Source organism: Streptomyces sp. 2A115, from assembly GCF_052245575.1.
GTDB lineage: Bacteria > Actinomycetota > Actinomycetes > Streptomycetales > Streptomycetaceae > Streptomyces.
In genome coordinates this window covers 25,240-47,266 of sequence record NZ_JBQQCG010000013.1, presented here as the reverse complement: position 1 = coordinate 47,266, position 22,027 = coordinate 25,240, and the positions used below count along the sequence as shown (strand labels likewise).

At 69.4% G+C, this 22,027-nt stretch carries 17 protein-coding genes and 1 pseudogene; 12 read left to right on the top strand and 6 right to left on the bottom strand.

What is annotated here, in order from left to right:
* Window position 1 precedes the first annotated feature (1 nt).
* The 5 genes from ACTWQR_RS14095 to ACTWQR_RS14075 all read right to left on the bottom strand — a co-directional run bounded on the left by ACTWQR_RS14095 (window position 2) and on the right by ACTWQR_RS14075 (window position 7,503).
* Window positions 2-988 carry a phosphoglycerate dehydrogenase gene (locus ACTWQR_RS14095; protein ID WP_443227364.1) on the bottom strand — a complete coding sequence of 329 codons (987 nt, stop codon included), beginning with the start codon at window positions 986-988 and terminating at the stop codon, window positions 2-4.
* A 56-nt stretch (window positions 989-1,044) separates the two neighbouring features.
* Entirely contained in the window at window positions 1,045-2,319 is a 1,275-nt protein-coding gene (locus ACTWQR_RS14090) for an MFS transporter (RefSeq protein ID WP_443227363.1), read from the bottom strand.
* A 281-nt stretch (window positions 2,320-2,600) separates the two neighbouring features.
* Window positions 2,601-4,673: a hydantoinase/oxoprolinase family protein gene (locus ACTWQR_RS14085; protein ID WP_443227362.1), complete on the bottom strand. Its 2,073-nt coding sequence runs from the start codon at window positions 4,671-4,673 to the stop codon at window positions 2,601-2,603.
* Window positions 4,670-6,349 (bottom strand): hydantoinase B/oxoprolinase family protein, encoded by a 1,680-nt coding sequence (locus tag ACTWQR_RS14080; RefSeq protein WP_443227361.1) that lies wholly within the window; start codon window positions 6,347-6,349, stop codon window positions 4,670-4,672. Before ACTWQR_RS14080 ends, ACTWQR_RS14085 begins: the two co-directional genes overlap by 4 nt.
* Window positions 6,346-7,503 (bottom strand): tartrate dehydrogenase, encoded by a 1,158-nt coding sequence (locus tag ACTWQR_RS14075; protein WP_443227360.1) that lies wholly within the window; start codon window positions 7,501-7,503, stop codon window positions 6,346-6,348. Before ACTWQR_RS14075 ends, ACTWQR_RS14080 begins: the two co-directional genes overlap by 4 nt.
* 199 nt (window positions 7,504-7,702) lie before the next feature.
* Here ACTWQR_RS14075 and ACTWQR_RS14070 point away from each other — a divergent pair, with 199 nt between their 5' ends.
* The 5 genes and pseudogenes from ACTWQR_RS14070 to ACTWQR_RS14050 form a co-directional block, all read left to right on the top strand.
* Window positions 7,703-8,629, top strand: coding sequence for a LysR family transcriptional regulator (locus tag ACTWQR_RS14070; protein WP_443227359.1), 927 nt, complete (start codon window positions 7,703-7,705; stop codon window positions 8,627-8,629).
* A 303-nt stretch (window positions 8,630-8,932) separates the two neighbouring features.
* On the top strand, window positions 8,933-11,185 hold the full coding sequence (locus ACTWQR_RS14065; protein WP_443227358.1) for an MMPL family transporter: 2,253 nt from the start codon (window positions 8,933-8,935) through the stop codon (window positions 11,183-11,185).
* Between the two features lie 103 nt (window positions 11,186-11,288).
* Window positions 11,289-12,008 carry a response regulator transcription factor gene (locus ACTWQR_RS14060; RefSeq protein WP_443227357.1) on the top strand — a complete coding sequence of 240 codons (720 nt, stop codon included), beginning with the start codon at window positions 11,289-11,291 and terminating at the stop codon, window positions 12,006-12,008.
* Complete coding sequence (locus tag ACTWQR_RS14055; protein ID WP_443227356.1) at window positions 12,005-13,420, top strand: sensor histidine kinase; 1,416 nt, start codon at window positions 12,005-12,007, stop codon at window positions 13,418-13,420. Before ACTWQR_RS14060 ends, ACTWQR_RS14055 begins: the two co-directional genes overlap by 4 nt.
* 42 nt (window positions 13,421-13,462) lie before the next feature.
* Window positions 13,463-13,858 (top strand): annotated as a pseudogene (locus tag ACTWQR_RS14050) (long-chain fatty acid--CoA ligase); the annotation flags it as partial.
* A gap of 201 nt (window positions 13,859-14,059) precedes the next feature.
* Here ACTWQR_RS14050 and ACTWQR_RS14045 read toward each other — a convergent pair.
* On the bottom strand, window positions 14,060-14,740 hold the full coding sequence (locus ACTWQR_RS14045; RefSeq protein ID WP_443227355.1) for a response regulator transcription factor: 681 nt from the start codon (window positions 14,738-14,740) through the stop codon (window positions 14,060-14,062).
* A 238-nt stretch (window positions 14,741-14,978) separates the two neighbouring features.
* Here ACTWQR_RS14045 and ACTWQR_RS14040 point away from each other — a divergent pair, with 238 nt between their 5' ends.
* The 7 genes from ACTWQR_RS14040 (at window position 14,979) to ACTWQR_RS14010 (ending at window position 21,912) form a co-directional block, all read left to right on the top strand.
* Window positions 14,979-15,698 carry a GntR family transcriptional regulator gene (locus ACTWQR_RS14040; protein WP_443227354.1) on the top strand — a complete coding sequence of 240 codons (720 nt, stop codon included), beginning with the start codon at window positions 14,979-14,981 and terminating at the stop codon, window positions 15,696-15,698.
* Window positions 15,699-15,848: 150 nt separating this feature from the next.
* Entirely contained in the window at window positions 15,849-17,183 is a 1,335-nt protein-coding gene (locus ACTWQR_RS14035; protein ID WP_443227353.1) for an MFS transporter, read from the top strand.
* 38 nt (window positions 17,184-17,221) lie between these two features.
* Window positions 17,222-18,583 (top strand): acyclic terpene utilization AtuA family protein, encoded by a 1,362-nt coding sequence (locus ACTWQR_RS14030; RefSeq protein ID WP_443227352.1) that lies wholly within the window; start codon window positions 17,222-17,224, stop codon window positions 18,581-18,583.
* Window positions 18,584-18,586: 3 nt separating this feature from the next.
* Window positions 18,587-18,919 (top strand): DUF4387 domain-containing protein, encoded by a 333-nt coding sequence (locus ACTWQR_RS14025; protein WP_443227351.1) that lies wholly within the window; start codon window positions 18,587-18,589, stop codon window positions 18,917-18,919.
* The gene (locus ACTWQR_RS14020; protein WP_443227350.1) at window positions 18,916-19,791 is read left to right on the top strand and encodes a poly(aspartic acid) hydrolase; all 876 of its coding nucleotides are present in this window, start codon (window positions 18,916-18,918) and stop codon (window positions 19,789-19,791) included. The genes ACTWQR_RS14025 and ACTWQR_RS14020 overlap by 4 nt, the downstream gene beginning before the upstream one ends.
* 223 nt (window positions 19,792-20,014) lie before the next feature.
* Window positions 20,015-20,494 (top strand): alpha/beta hydrolase fold domain-containing protein, encoded by a 480-nt coding sequence (locus ACTWQR_RS14015; RefSeq protein WP_443227349.1) that lies wholly within the window; start codon window positions 20,015-20,017, stop codon window positions 20,492-20,494.
* Between the two features lie 68 nt (window positions 20,495-20,562).
* On the top strand, window positions 20,563-21,912 hold the full coding sequence (locus ACTWQR_RS14010; RefSeq protein ID WP_443227457.1) for an MFS transporter: 1,350 nt from the start codon (window positions 20,563-20,565) through the stop codon (window positions 21,910-21,912).
* Window positions 21,913-22,027: the final 115 nt, after the last annotated feature.

Genomic DNA, 22,027 nt, shown 5'->3' with positions numbered 1-22,027 from the left:
GTCACCCGTCGACCCGGGCAGTGGGGGCGTGGGGCAGCAGGTGGGCGTTCACCGCGAACCGGGGGCGGCCCGCGAGGGCGGCCACCACCTCGGCCGCACCCTCAAGGCCGGCGGCCGCACGGGCTTCGGCGGTCTGGCCCGCGAGGTGGGAGAAGACGACGATTCCCTCGACGTCCCGCAGCGGGCTGTCGGCCGGGAGCGGCTCCTCGCTCACCACGTCGAGCGCCGCCGCGGCGATCTCGCCGGTGCGCACGGCGTCGGCAAGGGCCTGTTCGTCCACGACGGCCCCCCGCGCGGTGTTGACCAGCACCGCCGTCGACTTCATCCGCCGGAAGGCGGAAGCGTCCAGGAGACCGCGTGTGCGGTCCGTCAGCGCGGTGTGCACCGATACGTAGTCGGATGCCGCCAGCAGCTCGGGGAGCGCGACGAACCGCACCGACGGGTCCGACCGTTCGTCCTCCGGCACACCGGTCGTGCAGAGCACCTCCATGCCGAAGGCCCGCGCCAGCGGCACCACGGCGCGCGCTGCCGCCCCGTATCCGACCAGGCCGAGCGTCGACCCACGCAACTCGTGACCGTCCTCCCTCGGCCACCGGCCGGCAGCGACGCCCACCGCGCTCTGCACCAGTCGCCGCGCGGCGGTCAGCAGCAGACCGAGGGTGTACTCGGCCACGGCGTTCGCGTTGATTCCCGGCAGGTTGCTCACCGTGATGCCGAGCTTGCCCGCGGCGACGATGTCGATCGAGTCGTAGCCGACGCCGGTGCGCACGATGGCGCGCAGGCGGGGAACTTCGGAGAGGACCTGGGCGGTCAGGGGATCATGGCCGACGAGCGCCGCGTCGATCCCGTCGAGGGCGGCGACGAGTTGCTCGGGACCGCGTCGGCCGACCAGCGGGGCGTGCACCGTCGTGTGGCCGTGCGCCCGGAGGTAGTGATCGACCTCGTCGTCGGGCCGTAGGTAGTCCGTGGTGATCAGAATGCGGGGCACGGTTCCTCGTCTCTGGCTGCGTCCGGCGCCGGCCTTGCGCCGCGGGGATGGGCTGGTCACTTGGCGAGGGTCAGGGCGGTGCGCCGCTGAAGCACACCGATCCTGGCTACGACGATGATCGACAGCGAGGTGACTGTGGCGATGTCGATGAGCATCAGGGGCCATCCGGTGATGTCGACCATGCCGCCGACCACCGCCGGGCCCAGGAAGCCGCCGCCGGCCCAGCCGACGGTGTACATACCGGCGTAGGTCCCGAAGACCCGTGCCGAGGGTGCGAGGTTCCACAGGACGACCACCGCGTTGACCAGGAAGCAGGTCGCGCCGGCCGCCGCGAGGCACAGGGCCACGGTGGCCCCCATCGGGGTCTGGATGAGCGTGCCCAGCACCATGGCGCCGGCGAAGACCGACATGCCCACGGCCATGACCCGGAGCCGTCCGTAGCGCTCGGCGAGCACGGCTGCCGGGTAGGCCGCCAGGATGAAGGCGATACCGCTGGGCAGGGTGAGACCGCCGGCGGCTCCCCGTGACATGTCCAGGGCTTCCATCCCGTACGGCGTCATCAACGACCGGGACGCGGCCCATGCACTGCCGAAGAGGAGAATCGCGAGGAGCAGCAGGAGCCGACTGCGATCGGTGTCCTTGAGGATCTCGATGAAGGTGTCCCGGACCCGTGGCTCGGTGTGCTCGGCACTGTGCTCCTCATCGCTCTCGGCCACCGCTGCCTGGTAGGCCGGGGACCGGTTGTCGCGCACGGTGGCCGCCAGCACCCCGATCGAGATCAGCATGATGATCGCGGGGATCGCGAACGCGAGGCTCAGATGGTTGTCGACCAGGAAGATGCTGATGAGCGCGGCGACGATGGCCGTGATACTTGAGGCGATCTTGACTGCGGCGTTGGCCCGGCTTCGTCGCTCGGGTGCGATGAAGTCCGGTACGAGCGCCTCGGCGATCGGCTTGAAGGTGTTGGCGACGAGCGCGTACGAGAACAGCACCACGATCAACAGCGGCAAGGACGCCGCGCTGTGCGGGATGAGGATGAACAGCGCGGCGGCGATCGGCATCCCGACCACCAGGTAGGGCATCCGCCGGCCCCAGGAGGTCCTCGTCCGGTCGGACCGGTTACCGATCCACGGCTGGATGAAGATGCCGAGCAGGTTGTCCATGCCCATCAGCAGACCCACGACGGCCGCGCTGGTGAGGTGCTCCCGCAGGAGCGGCGGAACCTGGGATTCGTAGAAGTTCCAGGTCGACTCCTGTGCGAAGACCGCGAGAGCGACCAGGAACGTGATGCGCCGGGTTCGTGTGCGCTGCCCTGCTGACACCGTCGTCATAAGGGTCGTCCCTTCGCGCCGCCACCATATCGGGCAGCTGCTGGATAGTTGTCGGTGTTGGCGTGGGGGTGAGAGACAGTTCTCCCGTGGCACGGCCGGGGGCCGCTTCCTCGATGTCGAGCGGGCCCGCGGCGTGCGAACCAGGTCCGTCCTGTGTGAGCGGCGTCGGTCCGTTTCTCGCCGTAGTGAGGCAGCCAGTCCTCAGAGAGGTCGCCGAGCGTCCCCCGCCTTCGGCGGCTGCTCGACGCTGCCCTCTTCGGGAACGACCAGGGAGATCGGGTTCAGGCCCGGTCGACCTCGACCACGAGGGTCAGGTCGTCGGTGACCCGGATCCGGCAGTCCGGCCCGAAGGAGCAGGACGATTCGCGTTCCTCGAAGATCGCCGGACCTGTCAGCTCGGTTCCCGGCACGAGCTCGTAGCGGTTCCATACGGTGGCTTCAAGCAGCCCGTGCCCCGGAAAGTAGACCGACCGGACACCGCGGCCTGCCTCACCTCGTCGCGCATGGCCGCCCTCCGTCGACAACTCATGACCGGGCAGTTTCATGGAAAGCCGCCAGTTCACGACTTCCACGGCCCCGCCGAGGGAACGACCGAACACGGCGCGGTACGTGGAGTCGAAGGCGGTCCGGATGCGTCCGAGACCGGCTGGGCCAAGGTCCTGCTCGGGCACGCCGACCTCGATCTCGAAGCCCTGGCCGAGGTAACGCATGTCGGCCGAGCGGCGGACTCGTACGAGCTGCGGGTCTCCCGGCTGGAGTGTTTCGGTGGCGCGGGACGTCATCTCGTCGTACAGCGCGGCGACCTGGTACCAGTCGATGTCGGCGAGAGGCGACGGCAGGCTGCGGACCTCGTCGACCGTGGGAGCGGCGGCAAGGAGCCCGCAGGCGGACATCACTCCGGCCCGCATCGGCACGATCACTCGGGGGATCTTCAGCGACTTCGCCAGCCCGTAGGCATGGGCGGGTCCGGCTCCGCCGAAGGCCAGCAGCGCGAAGTCGGCGGGGTCCTTGCCCTGCTCGGACAGGTGCATGCGGGCGGCGGCGGCCATGCTTTCGGTGACCACCTCGACAATCCCGGCGGCAGCGTCAGCGGTGTCGAGTCCCAGGGGACCCGCCACCTCACGGGTCAGCGCCTTGTGGGCCTCTCGCGTGCGGAGCCTCATCTCGCCGCCGAGGAAGTTCTCCGCGTCGAGATAGCCGAGCAGGAGGTCGGCGTCCGTCACGGTGGGTCGCTCGCCTCCACGCCCGTAGGCGACGGGGCCGGGTACCGAACCGGCGCTGCGCGGTCCCACCTTGAGCAGCCCGAGTGCGTCGGGTGCCGCGATCGAGCCGCCTCCCGAACCGATCTCGATCATGTCGACGACGGTCAGGCGCACCGGCAGCCCCGAGCCGGGCTTCAACTTGTCGACCCGCCCCGCCTCGAAGTCGTGCTTGAGCCTGGGCCTGCCCCCCTGGAGGACAGCGATCTTCGCCGTCGTACCGCCCATGTCGAACGAGACGACGTCCTGCTCCCCCAGCGTCCGGGCGACCGCGGCGGCTGCGATGGCACCGGCCGCGGGGCCCGACTCGAGCAGCCGTACGGGGAACCGCTTGGCGTCCTCAAGGGTCGTGACACCACCGCCGGAGAGCATGATGCGAAGGGACGCGTCGATCCCCATGGCGGTCAGGTCGTCACTCAGGCCGTCGAGGTAGCGCGACATCAGCGGCTGCACATACGCGTTCAGACAGGCGGTGCCGGCCCGCTCGTACTCGCCGATGACCGGAGCCACGGCGCTGGAGAGCGTGACGGGGAGGCCGGGGTGGGCCCGCGCGACCAGGTCCCGCACCCGGTGCTCGTGCCCGGCGTTGCGGTAGGAGTGCATCAGGGCCACGGCCACTGCCTCGATGCCCTGGTCCACCAGATCCCGCACAGCCGCGAGAACGGCACGCTCGTCGAGCGGTTCGAGGTCACTGCCGTCCGCGGCGATCCTCCCCGGTACCCCGCGGCGCAGATGGCGCGGCACCAGCGGCTGAGCCGGCCGGGCGAGCAGGTCGGTGGTGTCGAACCTCGTCTCCCGTCCCATTTCGAGCGAGTCGCTGAACCCGCTGGTGGTCAGCAGACCGACTACCGCTCCGGTGCGTTCCAGCAGGGTGTTCGTCACCAACGTGGTGCCGTGCACGATGCCCGCGACGTCTCCGGGGGCCGTGGACGTCTCCTCGAGCAGGCGGGCCAGCCCCGCGGTGATGGCCTCGTTGGGAGCGTGGGGCGTGGTGGGCAGCTTCCCGGCCCGGATCAGTGCCCGGCGCGGGTCGTGCAGCAGCAGATCGGTGAACGTTCCGCCCACGTCGACGCCGATCCGGACCGTGCGGCTCATCGGCCCACCTCCTCACGTGCGCTTCCGCCCGCCGTCCGGGCTGTGCGCGGGTTCTGCTGACTGGCTGGGACGGTGTAGCCGGCGATCTCGTCGGCGATCAGGAGCTCGGGCTCGCGCTCCTCGGGGCGGCCGAACCCGCCGCCGCCGGCGAAGGAGATGACCACGGACGAGCCGGGGGCCAGCTGCGAGATCGACTTCAGTGGGACGCGCTCGCCGGAGTCCAGGACGACCTGTGCGGTGGCGCCGGGTTCACCGCCGGCCAGTCCGAGCGCCGGATGCTGCTCGCGGTCTCCGAGCAGCACCATCTGCACCGGTCGGCTCGTCGGGTTGCGGACCTCGATGGTCTGGCCCAGTCCTCCGCGGCGTCGGCCCCGTCCGCCCGATCCGGCACGCAACTCCTTGCGGAGGAAGTGCAGCGGAGACGCGGCCTCCAGGGCCTCGATGCTGCCGCCGCCGGAGTTGGTCGGGAAGGCGGTGGTGGCCAGCCCGTCCGACTCCTTGGACGCGCCCATGCCCGCATTGGCGAAGAGCATGAGGCTGAAAGGCCGACCGGAGTCGTCGACCCCCGCGAAGCGGACCCGCAGGGCGGGGGCACCGCCGCTGTCGGCGATGACACGGTCGGGCAGCACCGGAGCCAGTGCCTGATACACCGCGCAGGACAGGAGGTGGCCGGTGAGGTGCCGTGCCACGACGGGCGCGGGAAATCTCGGGTTGACGATCGTGCCCTCCGGCGCGGAGACCTGGATGGAGCGGTAGGAGCCCCAGTTGGTCCGCGTGGACGGATCCAGCAGGATCTTCAGCGGATACATGGAGTACGCGCGGGTGTAGTTCAGCGTCGAGTTCGTCGCGAAGGGCACTTGGGGGGAGCTTCCGGTGTAGTCGATCTCGACCTCCTCGCCGCGAACGGTCACCGCGCACTCGATGTGCGTGGGGTGGCCTTCGACGCCGTCCGCGTCCAGGGCGGCTCGGTAGACGCCGTCGGGCAGGTCGCGGACGCCCGCCCGCATCGCGGCGTCGGTCACCGCGTGGACCTGGTCCGCGAAAGCCTCGAAGTCCGGCTCCGGGAAGTCGGTGAGGAACTCCTGGGCGCGTCGGCGGCACACGGCGTGTGCCGCGGCCTGCGCCTCCAGGTCACCCCACACCTGGTCCGCCAGTCGTACGTTTGCCAGCAGCAGGTCCTTGACCCCCTGCTCGACCCGTCCGGCCCGGAACAGGCGCAGCGGAGGAATCAGGATGCCCTCGGAGAGCAGCTCGGTCGCGCTCATCGAGGGGGTGCCACCGATGTCCGGTGAGTGCGCCACGGTGCCCGCGAACGCGACGAGCCGTCCTCGGTGGAAGACCGGGGAGATCATGGCGATGTCGGGCAGGTGCCCGGTGGCGATCCACGGGTCGTTCGTGATGACGCTGTCGCCGTCCTGCCACTCGTCCGCCGGGAACCGTTCGAGGACCAGCGCGGTCAGCGAACTCATCAGGGCGGCGAAGGCCGGGATGCCGGCCCGTGACTCGGCCATCGTGCGGCCCGCGCGGTCCATCAGGACGACGGTGTAGTCGTTCGACTCCCGGATGATCGTGGAGAAGGCCGTGCGCAGCATGGTGGAGGCCGCCTCGTCGGTGGCGGCGGCAAGCCGGTCCCAGCGCACTTCGAGGCCGACCGGGTCGGAGACAGGTCTGATCATGACGCCGCGACCCCCTCTTCGACCGCGCGGCCGGCCGAGTCGCCGGCCGCCGCTCCCCCGTCGTGGCCGACGAGTGGCCTCGCGGCAATCCGGGCCGCGATGGCCTTGCCCAGCCCCACCGTGGTCCCCGTGCCCCCGAGGTCGGGGGTGACCACATCGGGCTGCTCGTCCAGAACGCTCTCGATCGAGGCCACGACGTGCGCGGCCGCCTCGTGCTCGCCGAGGTGGGTGAGCATCATGGCGCCGCTCCAGATCTGGCCGACAGGGTTGGCGACACCGAGACCGGCGATGTCCGGCGCCGACCCGTGCACCGGCTCGAAGAGGCTGGGGAAGGAGCGGTCGGGGTTGATGTTGGCGCTGGGGGCGATGCCGATGGTTCCGGTGCAGGCCGGGCCGAGGTCCGAGAGGATGTCACCGAACAGGTTGCTGGCGACGACCACGTCGTACCGGTCGGGATGGAGGACGAACTTCGCGGTGAGGATGTCGATGTGGTCCTTGTCGGCGGTCACGTCGGGGTACCGGGCGGCCATCTCGGTCGCGCGCTCGTCCCAGTAGGGCATGGAGATCGAGATCCCGTTGCTCTTCGTCGCCCAGGTCAGGTGCTTGCTCGGGCGGGACGAGGCGAGTTCGAAGGCGTAGCGCAGGACTCGGTCGACCCCGGTCCGTGTCATGACCGTCTCCTGGACCACCGTCTCGCGATCGGTGCCCTCGAAGATCCGGCCGCCGATGCTGGAGTACTCGCCCTCGGTGTTCTCCCGCACGACGTAGAAGTCGATGTCGCCCGGCTGGTGGTCGCGCAGCGGACTGCGTACACCGCGCAGCAGCCGGACGGGGCGCAGATTGACGTACTGGTCGAAGCCCCGCCGCATCTGGAGCAGGCTGCCCCACAGCGAGACATGGTCCGGGACCACCTCCGGCCATCCGACCGCACCGAAGAAGATCGCGTCGAACTCGCCGAGTACGTCCCGCCAGTTCCCCGGCAGCATCGTGCCGTGGTTCAGCCAGTAGTCCGCGCTGGCGAAGTCGAACTCGGTGACGTCCAGTTCGAACCCGTGCACCTCGGCAGCGGCCCGCAGGCACCTCAGACCCTCCGGGACGACCTCCCGTCCGATCCCGTCGCCCGGAATCGCTGCGATGCGATAACTCTGCGGCACGAATTCACTCCCAGTTCACGGATCGATGCGCAAGTCCGGTGGCGAGCACTCTGTCCAGAGGCGTTCCGGTCACGGCGCGACTGGGTCCCACCTTGGCCAGCGGGGACACCCGTTACAAGCCCGTAACCGGCAAGGTACGTTTTCCCCTATGGAAAGCTCTCGGCGCTCTGGTCACCCCTGGTCCAAGAGCCGTTCAGCCGTGGACGACCTGCAGTTCTTCCACGTCGTCGCGTCGAGCGAGACCCTGACGGCCGCGTCGCGAGAACTCGGTTGCTCCCTGCCCGTCGTCAGCAAACGCCTCAGCGCGCTGGAGCGCCGCCTGGACGTCCGGCTCGTCCAGCGCGGCGCCCGCCGACTCGTGCTGACGTCGGAAGGCGAGCTGTACGCGGCGCGCGTCGAGGCGATCCTCGACGAGGTACGCGAGCTCGAGGACACGATCACCGACACAGCAGGGGGGTTGCGCGGGTCCCTGGTCGTCGAGGCCACGCTCGGTCTCGGCCGCGCGCATATCGCGCCGCTGCTCGGCGAGTTCGCCGCGGCCCACCCGGAACTGCACGTCCGGATGCAGACGTCCGCGCTGCCTCTACGGCCCCACCAGCGTGAGTTCGACGTGGCCGTCCACGTGGGCATACCGCCCGACTCCTCACTGCGCATGCGGCGTCTGGCCAAGAACCGGCGCGTGCCCTGCGCGGCGCCGTCCTACCTCGCCGAGCACGGCACGCCGGCCGACATCGAGGATCTGGCCCACCACAACTGCATCGTGCTGCGGGAGAACGAGAGCGATTTCGCGCTCTGGCGCTTCGGGGACGCGGACCGTCCCCGGCATGTGCGGGTGCACGGCAGCCTGTCCAGCAACGACGGTGACGTGGTGACCGGCTGGGCCCTGGAGGGCCGTGGTGTGATCATGCGCTCGGAGTGGCACGTCAGGCCGCATCTGGATCGCGGCGAGCTCGTCCGGGTGCTGCCGCACCTGTCGACACCGGCCGCCGACGTCTACGCCCTCCTGGAGGAGGACGGGCATGTCCCGCGACGTGTCAGCGCACTCATCGACTACCTCGCCGAGCGGCTCCCGCTGCGCCTGGAACACGCCAAGGACCAGTCCGCGGTCACGCGGAGCGCCGGCTAGGTCCTGTCTCTCCGATCTTCGCGGATCAGCGCGCGGCGTCTGGTGCGGTGCATCGGTGTGCGGCCGCATCGCCCTCGTACTGGACGTACTTGGGTGAGGCGGCCGTGCGGCGAGGTGCCGTGCCAGGCGTCGTGCGCCCGCGAAGATCGGGGAGACAGGGCCTGGTCCCCTGCCTGGTGACCAGCGTACCTGACGGTGCCGCGGTCGAACCGTCAAAAAACCCTCAAGTTCCCCGTGAGGCGGTCGTCAAGTCCACTGCGAAGGATGTGGCGAGTCGTCTTCCGAACAGTGAGGGAATCATTGATGGCTACGCTCTTGTACCGACTGGGCGCGTGGGGTGCTCGCCGGTGGCCGAGGATGCTGATCGGGTGGCTCCTCGCCCTCGGTGCGGTGGTCGGTCTGGGGGTTTCCTTCGCCGGCTCCTTCACGGACAGCAGCTCGATTCCCGGCTCACCGGCCCAGACGGCCCTGACCAAGATGGAACGGCACTTCCCCGAGCCGGATGTCCAGTCGGCGCAGATCGTGTTCCAGGCGCCGACCGGCCGCAAGGTGACCGACGCGGATCTGCGTAAGTCCCTGGAGGCCACACTGGAGGCCACGGGCCGGGTCTCCGGGGTGAGCGAGGTCAGTGTCCCGTCCGAGAGCGGCACCGTCTCCGAGGACGGACGCACCGCGGTGGCTGAGGTCACCTTCACCACCAAGGAGGAGGACGACGTGCCGCCCGGCACGTTGGACGCGGTGAAGGCCGCGGGCAACGAGGCCCGGCAGGCGGGGCTGAGGACCATCTACGGCGGTGAGCCATATGAGTCCTCGCATCCGCCCGTGGGACCCAGTGAGCTGATCGGACTGGGCGTGGCCCTGGTCATCCTGGTGATCACCTTCGGGTCGCTGCTCGCGGCGGGGCTTCCGCTGATCACCGCGGTTCTCGGGATCGTCGGCACGATGGCCGCCATGATGGGTCTGGCCACGGCGTTCGACGTCTCCGACAACGCGCCCACCCTGGCGATCATGCTGGGGCTCGCCGTCGGCATCGACTACGCCCTGTTCATCGTCTCCCGCCACCGCGCCCAGCTCGGCACTGGTATGCCGGTGCGGGAGTCCATCGCCACGGCCACCGCCACCGCGGGCAGCGCCGTGATCTTCGCCGGGGCCACGGTCCTCATCGCGCTGTCCGGTCTGGCGGTGGCCGGTGTGCCGATGCTGACCTCCATGGGTCTGGCCTCGGCCGGAGCGGTCACGGTCGCCGTCATCACGGCGGTGACCCTGCTGCCCGCTCTGATGGGAATGGCCGGCCACCGGCTCATGCCCAAGGCACCCCGGTCCGCGGCCCGGCGCCGCAGGTTCCTGTCCATGGGCCGTAAGCGCGCCATGCGGCAGGCGGCGCACAGCGGCCGGACTGCCACGATGGGTGTGCGCTGGACCCAGGGCGTCCTGCGCCACCCCGTACGCAACCTGATCCTGGGCACGGTCGCGCTGATCGCCCTGGCCGTTCCCGGCATGGAGCTGAAACTGGCACTCACCGACGAGGGTTCCAGTGCCACGAGCAACTCCAGCCGTCGGGCCTACGACGTGATCAGCGACGCCTTCGGTCCCGGCGCCAACGGTCCCCTCGTCGTGCTCGTCGAGAACAACGACCCGGCCACCGTCAGCTCCACGGCCGCCGCCGTCGAGGACGGGCTGGGAGGGGTGCGGGGCGTCGCGGACGTCAGCGGTGTCGACATGGCCGAGGACGAGACGGCCGCGCGGATCCAGATCATCCCCGACACCGGACCGCGGTCCGAGGAGACCGGCAACCTCGTCTCCCGGCTGCGCACCCAGATGCAGCCGTTGGCACAGTCCAGCGGCTCTTATGTCGCCGTCACCGGTATGACCGCGGTCAGCATCGACGTCTCCGACAAGCTCAGCGGCGCACTCGTGCCCTTCGTGATTGTCGTCGTCGGCCTCTCGCTGCTCCTGCTGATGATCGCGTTCCGGTCGATCGCCATCCCGATCAAGGCGACCATCGGGTTCCTGCTGTCCGTGGGTGCCGCCTTCGGAGCCACCGTCGCGGTCTTCCAGTGGGGATGGCTGGCCGGCCCGCTGGGCGTGCCCAGCGAGGGTCCGGTGGCCAGCTTCGTGCCCATCATCGTGATGTCCGTGCTCTTCGGACTGGCCATGGACTACGAGGTGTTCCTCGTCTCCGCCATGCGCGAGGACTACAACCGCCACCGCGACGCCCGCACGGCCATCCTCAACGGAGCCCGCAACGCCGCCCGTGTGGTGACTTCTGCCGCGCTCATCATGATCTCGGTGTTCGTCAGTTTCCTGTTCTCCCGCGACGCCGATATCATGCCGATCGCATTCGCCCTGGCCTTCGGAGTCATGGTCGACGCCTTCCTGGTCCGTATGACCCTCGTGCCGGCGACCCTGGCGCTCCTCGGGGACCGGGCCTGGTGGCTGCCGCGACGCCTTGACCGCGTGCTGCCCCGTCTCGACGTCGAGGGCGAGAACTTCCACACGCCCGAACCGGCGGCCCCGCACGCCCCCGTCAAGGAATCCACCCCGGTAAGCCTGTGACGAAACCATGATCAGCAGAGCCGCCACCGGGGCACCCACCCAGTCCGCTGCACCGGCGGCAGCGGCAGACGTCGGGCGGCCGCTGCCGCCACCAGGAGCACATATGAACGCCGCCAACACGCCTGCTGCCGCCGACCGCGTCCTCGTCATCGACGATGATCCCGGTATCAGGCGCCTGCTGATCTCGGCACTGCAGTTCGCCGGATTCGAAGTCGACGCGTCGGGTGACCTGAGCGAAGCCCTCGACCAGGTCGCCCGCCGCCTCCCGGACGTCATCGTCCTCGACGTGATGCTCCCCGGCGCCGACGGCTTCGAGATCCTCCAACTGCTGCGCGCCCGCGCCATCGACGTACCCGTGCTCTTCCTCACCGCCCGCGACGCCGTCGAAGACCGGGTCCGAGGACTACGCCTGGGCGGCGACGACTACGTCACCAAACCCTTCAGTGTCGTCGAAGTCGGCGCCCGCTTGCAGGCACTGCTGCGCCGAGCTCGCAGCGGAACTCCCGCCGTCGAGGAGACACGCCTGCGGTGTGGCGACCTCACCCTCGACGACCCCCGCCACGAAGTCCGCCGAGCAGGCCAACTCATCGACCTCTCCCCCACCGAATACCGTCTGCTGCACTACCTGCTGAGCCACCAGGGTCAGGTCCTCTCCCGCGCCCAGATCCTCGAGGCCGTGTGGCAGTACAACTTCGGCGGGGACTCCGTAGTCGTCGAGCGTTTCATCTCCAACCTCCGACGCAAGATCGACCATGGCCGTACGCCGCTGCTGCGCACTGTCCGCGGCGTCGGCTACACCCTCCGAGAGCAGGACGACACGTGAGACTCCGCGGCCGTCTTCCCTGGGCCTCCTCCAGCGTCCGCCTGCGTCTGCTCGCCGGCCTGGCCGTTCTCCTGGTCGTCGGCCTGGTCGCCAGCGCCGTCATCAGCGCTCTACTCCTGGAAGACTTCCTGGACAAGCGCAACCAGGACACCCTCAAGGCCAACGCCGCGCGTTTGGCGCGGGTCATCGGCCAGGGACCGCAGACCGCCAATGCCGACCAACTCGGCGCCCTTCTCGGTTCACCCCTGGGCACGGTGGCCGTCGACGAGGACAACAGCGTCCTGCTGAGCACCGGCTCCGCGTCCCGGGCCGCCGACAAGGTGGCCGCGCTCAGCGCGACGGCACCGACGGGACGTGTGGTCACCCTGGAGGGCGGCGACCTCAGCGCCATACGCATCACCAGTCCCGGCCTGATCATCGACCGCGGGCCCGCCGACGGCACCGTGGCACCGGCGACGGTCATCCTCACCATCGACACCTCCGTCGACGACGCCACCACCGACGCGCTCATCAGACGGCAACTGGCTTTGATCGGCGGCGCGTTGCTGGTGCTGCTGGGGCTGTCCGTCATCGTTCTGCGCCTCGGCATGCGCCCGCTCGCCCGCATGGCCCGCAGCGCCGACGCCATCGCCGCGGGCTCCCTGACCGAACGGCTGCCCACCCACCGCAACGGCAGCGAAGCCGACTTGCTGGCCAAGGCGGTCAACCGGGCGTTCGACGCCCAGGCCCGCGCGGAGGCGACCGTTCGCTCGCTGGCCGCCGACACCTCCCACGAACTGCGCACTCCCCTGTCCACCATCTCCGGATGGCTCGATCTGCACCGCCAAGGCGGCCTTTCCGGTCCGGGCCTGGAGACCGCACTCGACCACATCGAGAACGAAGTGGGGCGGATGCGCCTGCTGGTGGAGGATCTCGCGCTGCTCGCCCGCCTGGACGCCGGCCGACCCGTCGAGCAGGACGACGTGGACCTCACCGTCCTGGCCGCCGGCGTCATGGAGGACGCCCAGATCATCTACCCCCAACGCGACATCGCCATGGCACCCACACTGCCCGCACCCGTCGTCGGCGATGCCGCCCGTCTGCAACAGGTCCTGCGCAATCTCGTCGGCAACGCCGTCCAGCACACTCCGGCTCAGACCTCCGTGCGCGTCGAGGTCATCCTCAGCCGTCAGACCGTACAGCTGAGTGTCATCGACAACGGCCCTGGAATCTCCCCTGAAGACCTGCCCCGCGTCTTCGAGCGGTTCTGGCGCGCCGAGGCCAGTCGCAGCCGCGCGTATGGCGGTTCCGGTCTCGGCCTGGCCATCGTGGAGGCCATCGTCCACGCCCACCACGGACAGGTGGACGTGTACTCGGACGTGGGAGTCGGAACCACCGTCACCATCCGGCTCCCGCGCGGCCATCGCCCGTGATGACCCACGCACGGCACCTGACCGGCTGACCCGCACCGGCGCATCGCGCCCGCCGAGGTCGAGGGGCAGTTCAAGGCAGTCTGCCCGTACGTCTCCAACATCCTCGTCCACGGCGCCGACCGGAACTTCTGCACCGCCCTGATCGCGCTCGACGAGCCGTCGATCCTCCAGTGGGCCCGGGAGAACGGCCTGGACGGGATGTCGTACGAGGAGGTCGTCGCGGCGCCCGCCACGGTCGAGCTGATCGACGGGTACGTGCAGCAACTCAACGCCGGGCTTCAGCGGTGGCAGACCATCAAGAAGTTCCGACTGCTGCCGCGCGACCTGGATGTGGACCGTGGCGAGATCACCCCGAGCCTGAAACTGAAGCGGTCGGTGGTCGAACGCGAATACCAGAACCTTATCGACGAGATGTACCAGGGCACACGCGAGGCGTAGGACTGGCGCGCGCCTCTGGACAGGAGCCTGATGCGGTCTCGCAGCCGAACTCCCGCTGCGAGACCGCATCAGGCTTGGCCGGTCCCTCGTGATGTCGCAGCGGCACTGTGAACCGACCTCGGACCGTGTCACCGGTGCGTCTGCTCGTGGCCGGGGGGCGCAACACGACTCCTCGTTCCCCGAGTTGCCGACCGCGCGGGGCTACGGGGCTGCTTGCAGCCGGGCGGCGATGAAACCGGTGGGTGTCATGCCCGGCACGATGAGCCCGCTCTCATAGGCGAAGGCGATCAGGTGCCCGCGCCGGCGGATTCCCAGCTTGCTGAGCATGTGCGTGATGTGGGTCTTCACGGTGAGGGGACTGAGACCCAGGTCGCGGGCGATGGAGGCACTGTCCTGACCGCTCGACAGCATGGTGAGGATCTCGCGTTCTCGGAGGGAGAGATCCCGGGTGAGTGCGGGCGTGACCCGTGCTTGCGTCTTGTTGACAGCCGGGGCCGTCCCCAGGGCGACGACAAGCCCGCCCCGGCACACGGTTTCCAGGGCGGCGATGAGCTGGGAGGCGCTGAGATCCGCGGCGAGAACGCCCGTGGCGCCGGCACGCACCTGGGCATCGACCTCCTGATCACTGGGAGCGCCGAAGACAACGGTCCTCGCCACGGCACAGATCTCGGTGATCAGGGCAGTGAAGCCGTCCAGTTCCCCGGTGTGGATGGAGCGGTCGAGCACGACGACGTCCACATCGACGCCGGCATCGAGCAGGTCTCTGAGATCCTTGCTGTGCGCGGCGGTGCCGGCCACCCTCAGGGGGGCGCTCGCATCGATCACCTTGGTCAGCGCGGCCCGCACCAGGGACGGCCCGCCTGCGACAATTACCTTGTTCACGGGTCCTTCTTCTCGGCTCGACAGCCCTTCCGTCACCGCCCGTCCGGCACAAGAGCTCAGGCCTGACTGGTTTCCGGGATGACCTGACCCATCATTCACACGCCACTTGACGGTCGGCCCGCAGTGAACCTGAGCGTTCCTTGACGGTTGCCTGGTGGCGGCCGGCCACCAGGGCCCGCCGGAATTCACCCGCCCGCAACTGGTTGACAATTCTGCTGTAGCAAATACGGTACTGCTCATGGGACAGCTTCCGCAGCTCACGATCTCCGCGACCCTGGGTGACCAGGCGTACACGGCGATCCATGAGGCGATCGTCTCGGGCGTCCTCGAACGGGGCCAGAAGGTGACCGAGCGGGGGCTGGCCGAGTCTCTCGACATCAGCGCGACACCGGTACGTGAGGCGTTGCGCCGTCTGGAGCAGGACCGACTGGTGGAGCGAACCGGCCCACGTTCGGTGCGCATCGCGAAGTACGCCAAGGAGGAGCTGCGGGAGTTCTCCATGATCGGGGACTCGCTTCGCGCACTGGCCGCACGTCTGGCCGCGGAGAAGTCGACCGCGGAGCAGAGACGGCAGATGCATGCCGTCCTCGACAAGGCCGACCGCCTGCGCGGCCAGACGGTCGAACTCATTCCCGGCAGTGACGAAGAGCGGAAGCTGATCGAGGAGATCCTGCACTGCATGCGGCAGTTCCACAGCCTGGTGGACCAGGCCGGCGGGAACGCGACATTGCTGCAGATGCTGCACATGGTCGACGCCTTCGGCGCGGACGAACGACGCAACAGCGTCCTGTCCGAGGTCAGCGACGAACGGCGCAGCGCCGTGGATGCGCGCTATCACCAGCACCGTGCCATCTACGACGCCATCGCCGCCGGAAACGGCAGGCGTGCGGAAGAGCTGATGAACGCGCACAGTCAGGCGTCGAGCTCCTCCCTGCTCACGGCGCGTTTCTCGCACTGAGAGTCGCCGAAGTGGCCGTCCTCTCTCGCTAGCGCTATAGCAAATAGCTGAGTCCGAAGAGGCACCCGCGCGCATACCGATCCATCTGCCGGCAGGTGGATCGGTCGGCCGCACAACGTACATGCTATGGCATATGGCAAAGGAGCCGCCATGCCCAACATCGCCTCTCAGCCCGAGCCTCTTGAGGACACCCCCGCGGACGCCCCAGCCGAGGGAAGACCCGCCATCCCACGGCGGATGAGCGCCACGTCGGTCCTGTGGGTGACCCTGGCCGTCTTCGCCCAGGAATCGGTGTGGAACTTCTACGACGCCCAGGTCCCCTCCGAGCTGCGGCAGTACATCGTCTCCGCCGGCCTCGTCGGGTTGATCATGGGCATGGACAACGTCCTCGGGGTCCTGATCCAGCCCTGGATGGGATTCCTGTCCGACCGTCGTGCACGCGACGGCAAGGGCCGATGGGCGATCATCCTGACCGGAGCCGCCCTGGCCTCGGTGCCCTTCGCCCTGATCCCCTGGACGCACAGTCTGCCCTTGCTCATGCTGTGCGTCGTCGGCTTCGCGGCCATGGCCAACGCGTTCAAGGGCATCACGGAGACCCTGGTCTCCGACTACGTCGCCCCCTCCCACCGGGGCAGGGCCCAGGGATTCGTGAAGGCCGGCGTCAGTCTCACGATCGTCGTCTCGTCCCTGATCAGCCTGCTCGTCGTCGACCGCAGCATCACCCTGGCGTTCGCCATCCCGCCCGTCCTCATGCTGCTGCTGCTCACCACGTCCTGGTTCTTCCTGGGCCGCCGGCACCACACCGCCACGCTGTCGCACACCGGTCAGCCTTCCGCCACCGAGACGCACCCCGTCGCGAAGCCACCATCCGCCGACTTCGCCTCACCCTGGGCCGTCATCAAGGACATGGTGCGCGACCCGTCCCGCGCCCGGTCCCTGCTCATGCTCGGCATCTTCTGCTTCGCCGGCATGTGGTCCGCCCTGCGCGCGCTGCTGACCCCGTACGGCACCGAGGCACTGAGCCTGTCCCGCGGCTCGGCCGGTGGGCTCGCGCTCCCCGGCGCCGTCGCCTTCCTGGTCTGTGTCGTCCCCCTCGCCTACGCCTCGTCCCGGCTGGGTCAGGTGCGCGCCATGCGTTACGGCGTCGGCGTGTTCATCGTCGGCCTGCTCATCGGCTTCTGTGTCCCCACGGTTCCCGGCACGGTCATCGCCATGGTGATCGCTTCCGTGGGCTACGCGGCCTTCGCCGTCAACGCCCTCGTCGCGTTGTGGAACCTCGCTCCCAGCAGACACGTCCTGGGCACCTACACCGGCCTGTACACCGTCGCCTCGTCCACCGGTGCGGCACTCGGCCCCGCCCTGCTCGGCCTCACCGTCGACGCGACCGGATGGCGCTTCATGCTCCTGAACGGCGCGGTGTTCGCCACGGTCACCTTCGCCGTCTTCACCCGCCTGGCCCGCCGTATCGCTCCTTCCACGCACTGAACAGTCATCCCTCACCCCTCACGAAGGACACAGACCCCATGGAGTTGCGCATCCTCGCTCCCACCGGAGCACTCGGCGCCGGCTTCGACGCCGCCGCCTTCCAACGCGGCGTCGAGGCCCGGCCGCACGTCATCGCTTGTGACGCCGGATCGACCGACTCCGGGCCGGCCGCACTCGGCTCGGGAAGCCCCAAGCTCTCCGACCAGGCCGTCGCCCGCGACCTGCGCCTGCTGCTCACCGCCCGCGACGAGTTGGGTGTGCCGCTGATCATCGGATCCTGCGGCACCAGCGGCCGTGACACGGGAGTCGACCGCGTGGCCACCCTCGTTCGCGACATCGCCGCGGCGGAGAACCTGCACTTCAAACTCGCGCTGATCTACTCCGACCAGCCGGTCGAACGTCTCCAGCACCTGTACGACACCGGCCGTCTCCAGCCGCTGCCGCACGCCCCCGAGATCGACCGGGAGCTGTTCACTCGCAGTCACACAGTCGCCATGATGGGTGTCGAGCCCATCCAGGAGGCTCTGGGGGCCGGCTGCGAAGTCATCCTGGCCGGACGCGCCAGCGACACCGCGCTCTTCGCCGCACTCCCCCGCATGCTCGGCGCCGACCCCGGCCTGACCTGGCACATGGCCAAGACCATCGAATGCGGCGCCGCCTGCGCCATACCCCCCTCCGCCAACGGCCTGCTCGTGCACCTGCGGGACGACCACTTCGATGTCACCACGCTCGCCGAAGGCAGCCGCCTCACCCCCCGGTCCGTAGCCGCCCACACGCTGTACGAGAACGCCGACCCGTATCGCGTCACGGAGCCGTCGGGCACCCTCGACACCAGCGACGCCACTTATGAGGCGGTCGACGAACGCACCGTCCGGGCACGCGGAGCGCGCTTCGTCCCCGCGGACGGCTACAGCAACAAACTCGAAGGAGCCGAACTCGTCGGCTACCAGACCGTCATCGTCGCAGGAGTGCGCGACCAGGTGGTCATCCGGCGCCTGCCCGACCTGCTCCCCTTCGCCAAGAAGTACTTCGCGGACAAGATCCTCGACGTGTTCGGCGGCGTCGTGGACCCCGACGACGTCAACATCGACTTCCGTCTCTACGGCGACGGGGCCGTACTGGCCACCGCAGAACCGGAATCGCTGCGCCCCCGCGAACTCGGCGTCCTCATCACGGTGACGGCACCCGACCAGGCAACCGCCCACGCGGTCGCCACCTTCGTCGCGCATGCAAGCAGCCACCTGCCCATACCGGAGTACGACGGGCTGGTCTCCACCCTCGCCTACCCGTATTCCCCGCCCGAGATGGACCGCGGCCCCCTCTACAGGTTCACCCTCAACCACGTCGTCCCCGGCGTCAGTCCTACGGAACTGTTCCGCACCACCACCGAGGAGTTGTAACCCATGACCACTCTGCTCGACTACTGCTCCCTGGTGCGTTCCAAGAACGCCGGCCCCTTCACCCTCACCTTCGACTTCATGTGCCACGACCAGGCCGCCTATGACGCCCTCGTCGCCAGCGGCTTCCTCAGCAGGGACCTCTTCGCCGACCTCTACGGCGCCGACCCCGCCGACATCCTGCTCGTCAACCACCCGCTGGCTCTCGCCGTGAAGGTCTCCTTCCGCCGCCCGACAGTCCAGGGCGACCTGCACGACAGCGACTGCTACGCGGGCCAGCAGTACGCCCCCCTGATGGACCTCGCCGTGAGCGACGTGGACGAGGAGCACCACGCATGACCGCCGAGCGCCCCCTGGCTCCCTGGGACCTGCCCGTCGGGCACCCTGGAATCACCTTCCTCACCGGCCGCACCGCCTTCTTCGCCCTCGCCCGCGACCCCCGTTTCTCCTACTGCCTCTACGTCCCCACCGACCACGCCCCCGACGGCCCACCCCTCCCCCTGGTGGTCACCGTCTACGGAACACGGCGCCGCGCCGAAGCACTCCGCGATGCCTTCGCCGACTTCGCCGACCGCCACAACTGCGTTGTTCTCGCCCCGCTCTTCCCCGCCGGGATCACCGGCCCGAACGACGTGGACAGCTACAAGCTCCTCTCCCCTGCCGGATTCCGCCCCGACGAAGCCCTGCTCCACATGGTCGACGAGGCCGCGGCCCGCTGGCATGTGCGCGCCGACCGCTTCCACCTCCACGGCTTCTCCGGCGGAGGCCAGTTCGCCCACCGCTTCGCCTACCTCCACCCCGGACGACTGGCGTCCCTGTCGGTGGGCGCCCCCGGGCGCGTCAGCCTCCTCGACCCCACGACCGCGTGGTGGCACGGCACGGCCGACATGAAGGAACAGTTCGGGACCGACGCCGACCCGGCAGCTCTGCGCGGCCTTCCCGTGCAACTGGTCATCGGCGAGAACGACACCGAGGCGGCCGAACTCGCGCCGGACGGCGAGCGCCGGCCCGTGACCGCGGGGACCAACCGCATCGAACGTATCAACGCGCTGCGCGCCAACTGGCGCGAACACAGCATCGACGTACGCCTCGACATCGTGCCCGGCACCGGCCACAACCACTTCGCGGTCCTCCCCGCGGTCCAGCGGTTCCTCGAAACGCATGTGTCCGCGTCTCCGCGCCCCCGTGCACCGGAGGTCCCACAGCTGTGACCCACCATCGACTCGATCCACAGGTCGCCCAGCTGATGGCCGACCGTGAAACGGGGGCGGGCCGGTCCGCCCGACCTCCGGGCGCTACGCGCGGCAACCAGCGCCGCAGCCGGTGCCGACCGATACACCGCCGCGAGCGAACGACTCCCGCGACAGAGTCGCACCACTCGACGGGCGCTCACTCCCCATCCGCGTCCACCCCGGCGCACGCGACGACTGCGTCGTGCTCTTCTTCCACGGCGGCGGCTTCGTGAAGGGCGACCTCGACACACACGACGGGCAGGCGCGGATGCTGCGCGATGTGACCGGGCGAAGCGTCGTCTCCGTCCACTACCACCTCGCGCCCGAGCACCGGTTCCCGTGCGCCTACGACGATGCCGTCAACGCCGTCCAGTGGGTGCGGGCCAACGCGGCCGCGCTGACCGGCCACTCCTCCCGGCCGACCAGAATCGCGGTGGCCGACACCAGCGCGGGAGCCGACCTCGCCGTCGGCGCCGCACTCGCACTGGCGCACACCCCGTCCGCGCAAGTGGTCCAACTCCTCGCCTGTCCCGTCCTCCATGGGGGTCTCGCGACGCCCTCGCGTACAGCGTTCGCGGAGGGATACGGTCCGACCTCGCAGGGGCAAGAGCACGGCACCGAGGAGGAGGTACGGGCGGTCATCACCGCCATGGCTCTGCTCGACAAGGTGGCGCAGGCGTGACTCGGACAGCCGCGCGCAGACAGCGTCGCGAGGAGAAGGCCGGCTTCGACCGTCGCCTGATCGCACCGATGATCCTGGGCTCGATTCTCAACCCCATCAACTCCTCGATGCTCGCGGTCGCGTTGGTCCCCATCGGCCGCGCCTTCGGCGTGCCGCCCTCGCAGACGGCATGGCTCGTCTCCGGCCTCTACCTCGCGACGGCTGTCGGCCAGCCGGTGATCGGCCGACTTGTCGACGCGTTCGGTCCGCGTCGGCTCTACCTGCTGGGCACCGCGCTGGCCGGCCTGGCCGGACTGCTCGGCACTCTCGCTCCGAACCTGTGGGTACTGGTCGCCTCCCGCGTCCTCCTGGGATTCGGAACCTCGGCGGCCTTCCCGGCGTCCATGTGGCTGTTGCGCTCCGAGTCCGAGCGCACCGGCCGGAAGAGCCCGAGTGGCGTCCTCGCCGCGCTGTCGATCTCCAACCAGGTCATCGCGGTCGTCGGCCCGGCCCTCGGCGGCCTGCTGATCGGTACGGGTGGCTGGCATCTGATCTTCGGCATCAACGTGCCGCTGTCCCTCATGTGCCTTGTCCTGGGCGCACTGTGGCTGCCACGCGCGACGCCCCCCGGCAGGGCGACCCGCATCGATGTACCGGGCATGCTGTGGTTCGCCGGCTCACTGACCGCGTTCATGCTCTTCCTGATGAACCCGGCAGTCGCACACTGGAATCTGCCGGTGCTGGGCCTGGCCGCGGGTTGCGTGTTCGTCCGCCGCGAACTCCGCACCGAACAGCCGTTCATAGATCTTCGAGTCCTGGGCGGGAACGTACCGCTGCTCGCCACGTTCACCCGACAGTGCCTCGCCTACACCACGTCGTACGCCTTCTTCTACGGCTACGGCCAGTGGCTCCAAGAGGGCCGAGGACTCAGCGCGTCGCAGGCCGGGCTGCTTCTGCTGCCGCTGTCGGCGACGGCCATCGGTGTCACCGCACTCACGGGACGCCGTAGCCGGGTGCGGGGCAGACTCGCCACCGGCGCGCTCTTCCAATGCCTCGGCTGCGCGGCGTTGTTGCTCCTTCGTGCCGACAGTCCGGTCTGGCTGCTCGTCGTACTCAGTGCGGTCGCCGGCCTCCCTCACGGACTGATCGGGCTGGCCAACCAGAATGCCCTGTACGCGCAGGCCGACCCAGCCCGCATGGGCTCGTCCGCGGGACTGCTGCGCACGTTCATGTACATCGGCGCACTGTTCGCGGCGGCGGCGAGCGCCGTGTTCTTCCGCGACGGCGCCACCAGTTCCGGACTGCATGCCATGGCCTGGGTGCTCATCGGTGTGGCCGCTGTGTTCCTGGTCCTCTGCACGGCCGACCGGTCGCTGGGCCGCGTCGGCACAACACCTGGCGACACGGCCCCCGCTCTTCGCAAGAGGACTTCCTCGTAGCCGTCGTACGTCAGTCGTGCACGGTGTGGAGCACGCGAACCTGCCGTGCAGGCGAGGAGGACGGGGCCGGGGTTGCCCGGCAAGGGGAGATGCCCGATTCGCCGTGTCAGGCGGC

Bases quoted from the DNA above. Each gene is read 5' to 3' on its own strand.
- ACTWQR_RS14060 (WP_443227357.1), top strand. From the start codon at position 11,289: ATGAACGCCGCCAACACGCCTGCTGCCGCCGACCGCGTCCTCGTCATC.
- ACTWQR_RS14065 (WP_443227358.1), top strand. From the start codon at position 8,933: ATGGCTACGCTCTTGTACCGACTGGGCGCGTGGGGTGCTCGCCGGTGG.
- ACTWQR_RS14025 (WP_443227351.1), top strand. From the start codon at position 18,587: ATGACCACTCTGCTCGACTACTGCTCCCTGGTGCGTTCCAAGAACGCC.
- ACTWQR_RS14040 (WP_443227354.1), top strand. From the start codon at position 14,979: ATGGGACAGCTTCCGCAGCTCACGATCTCCGCGACCCTGGGTGACCAG.
- ACTWQR_RS14010 (WP_443227457.1), top strand. From the start codon at position 20,563: ATGATCCTGGGCTCGATTCTCAACCCCATCAACTCCTCGATGCTCGCG.
- ACTWQR_RS14080 (WP_443227361.1), bottom strand. From the start codon at position 6,349: ATGATCAGACCTGTCTCCGACCCGGTCGGCCTCGAAGTGCGCTGGGAC.
- ACTWQR_RS14090 (WP_443227363.1), bottom strand. From the start codon at position 2,319: ATGACGACGGTGTCAGCAGGGCAGCGCACACGAACCCGGCGCATCACG.
- ACTWQR_RS14085 (WP_443227362.1), bottom strand. From the start codon at position 4,673: ATGAGCCGCACGGTCCGGATCGGCGTCGACGTGGGCGGAACGTTCACC.
- ACTWQR_RS14030 (WP_443227352.1), top strand. From the start codon at position 17,222: ATGGAGTTGCGCATCCTCGCTCCCACCGGAGCACTCGGCGCCGGCTTC.
- ACTWQR_RS14035 (WP_443227353.1), top strand. From the start codon at position 15,849: ATGCCCAACATCGCCTCTCAGCCCGAGCCTCTTGAGGACACCCCCGCG.
- ACTWQR_RS14020 (WP_443227350.1), top strand. From the start codon at position 18,916: ATGACCGCCGAGCGCCCCCTGGCTCCCTGGGACCTGCCCGTCGGGCAC.